The organism is Fictibacillus nanhaiensis (assembly GCF_036213205.1).
GTDB classification, from domain to species: domain Bacteria; phylum Bacillota; class Bacilli; order Bacillales; family Fictibacillaceae; genus Fictibacillus; species Fictibacillus nanhaiensis_E.
This window is the reverse complement of sequence record NZ_JARMFC010000047.1, coordinates 1-2,029: the sequence shown is the minus strand read 5'-3', so window position 1 is coordinate 2,029 and position 2,029 is coordinate 1. Positions and strand designations below refer to the sequence as shown.

Sequence of the window (2,029 nt, the reverse complement as noted above, 5' to 3'; positions counted from 1 at the left end):
CAACTAGTAATTCATTCCACAATTCTGTTACATTTGTTCAATAAGTTTCATAAAAAAGGCGTTAATCCATCTTGGATCAGTCGAGTAGAACGGAGCCTTTCTACCTTGCGGTAAATTGTACTCCATCCCCTCACAGAACCGTGCTTGCACTATTAATGCACACGGCTCCTCCTAATCATCATTCACAGAATATAGTTAATCTCTTTTCTTAATTCATATATATTCACTTTAATTCTTGGTGAAGGTAGTGGATATTTATCAAGAAATAGTCTGAATTTATCCCATGTAAAGGACTTTCTTTGACTTCTTCTGTTAAGCCATTTAAACAGTAAGTTTTCGATTTTGCACTTGAAGTTGCTGACATTTAGGATATTATCAGTGATGCAATAATAGTTGTAATAACCTATAAGCGAGCGTCTAAATCTATCCATGATCATATGAATATCTTTATTCCTATTCTTCTTCAACCATTCTTTAGACTCTTTTAATTTACCTTGGACTTTCTTTCGATTTGATTTCCGTTTCACTCTAAATTTCCCTTGTTTACTTTTACTGCAATAGTGAGTAAAACCTAGGAAATCAAAGGTTGCCGGTTTACTATTTCCCTTTTGTTTTGCAACTTTTCCCGCAAACCGCCCAAAGGGAATAATTTTGGTTTTATCCTCGGCAATTTCCAAGTTAAATTTCTTTAATCTCAATTTCAATGAATTGAAGAATTCCTGCGCTTCGCTCTGATATTGGAAACAACACACAAAATCATCTGCATACCTCACAATGTACGCCTGTCCTTTGCACTGATTCCTCACCTTTTTCTCAAACCATAAGTCGAGGACATAATGAAGGTATACATTGGCTAGTATCGGAGATATCACTCCACCTTGCGGTGTGCCATTGTCTGTTGTGTATTTCTTTCCATCCTCCATGTAACCACCTTTAAGAAACCTACCAATTAGCCTTAGTAGGTTGGGGTCGGCAATTCGCAGTTTTAAGAACTCCCTCATCCATTTATGGTCAACGTTGTCAAAGAACCCTTTAATATCAACATCTACAACATAATTTACTGTTCTCTTTTCAATATAAAAGTTCAGTATTTTCAAGGCATCATGGCAACTACGGTTTGGACGAAACCCAAAGGAGCAGTCTAGGAGGTCATTTTCATAGATGGTATTTAGTATCTTTGTAATGCCTTTTTGAATAATCTTGTCCTCGTATTCCGGTATCCCTAGTGGTCTTTTCTTGTTTGAATTGAGCTTCGGAATATACATTCTTCTTACTGGAACTGGACAATAGCTTTTGTTTTTAAGCCTACTTACTAACTCCTCTATGTTTTCTTCTAAATTTTCACCGTACTGCTCTTTAGTCGTACCGTTAATCCCGGTGGCTTTCCTATTGGATAGTTCATGATGACATTGACTTAGTGTTTGTTTATTTAATAGATGTGCAAGAGATGTAAATTTCATTTTAGGGTCAGACTTTGCTATTTCTGCTATCCTTAGTAGTTTTGTTTCCATTTATAATACCTACCTCTGTGTGTAGTAAATGTGTCCCTAGCAAGGGTGATAACTAGGTAGCAGCCTTTTCTCCATCGGCATTACCCAACTTCATTGATACTACGCTGCTATCCGACTCCCTACATCGGCATTTGGTTTCCTTGCTTGTTATCGCTTGTACACCATACTCTTCTAAAAAAAAGAAAAAGACCGGTAGGGTCTCCCGAGTTGCCGTATCATATCAGTGTATAACGTGCCAAGGTCTATGACTCCAGAGAGGTTTTACCCTTCTTGCCTTTAACGAAGGATAAAATGTAGCTTTCTGCAGTGCGTACAGCATCAGCCCTCTCGATTTACAATCATTATGGAGCTCAATCCCTTCAACCAGTTGGCTTTCGGCCCGCTACCTAACTGTCTACGCTTAAAGACTAAAGTTACCTCTAGTCCTCCAAGACTCGCTACGAGCGAATGGCTAGTTCTTACTCGACGGGAATCCCACCCGTTATATGATACGACCTAGGCTCGGCCGCACACGCACC

1 protein-coding gene is annotated in these 2,029 nt (G+C 38.8%); it reads right to left on the bottom strand.

Annotation, left to right across the window (positions count from 1 at the left end; all coding sequences use genetic code 11):
- Window positions 1-182: 182 nt before the first annotated feature.
- The gene (ltrA, locus tag P4V41_RS21570) at window positions 183-1,511 is read right to left on the bottom strand and encodes a group II intron reverse transcriptase/maturase (protein WP_328087289.1); all 1,329 of its coding nucleotides are present in this window, start codon (window positions 1,509-1,511) and stop codon (window positions 183-185) included.
- Window positions 1,512-2,029: the final 518 nt, after the last annotated feature.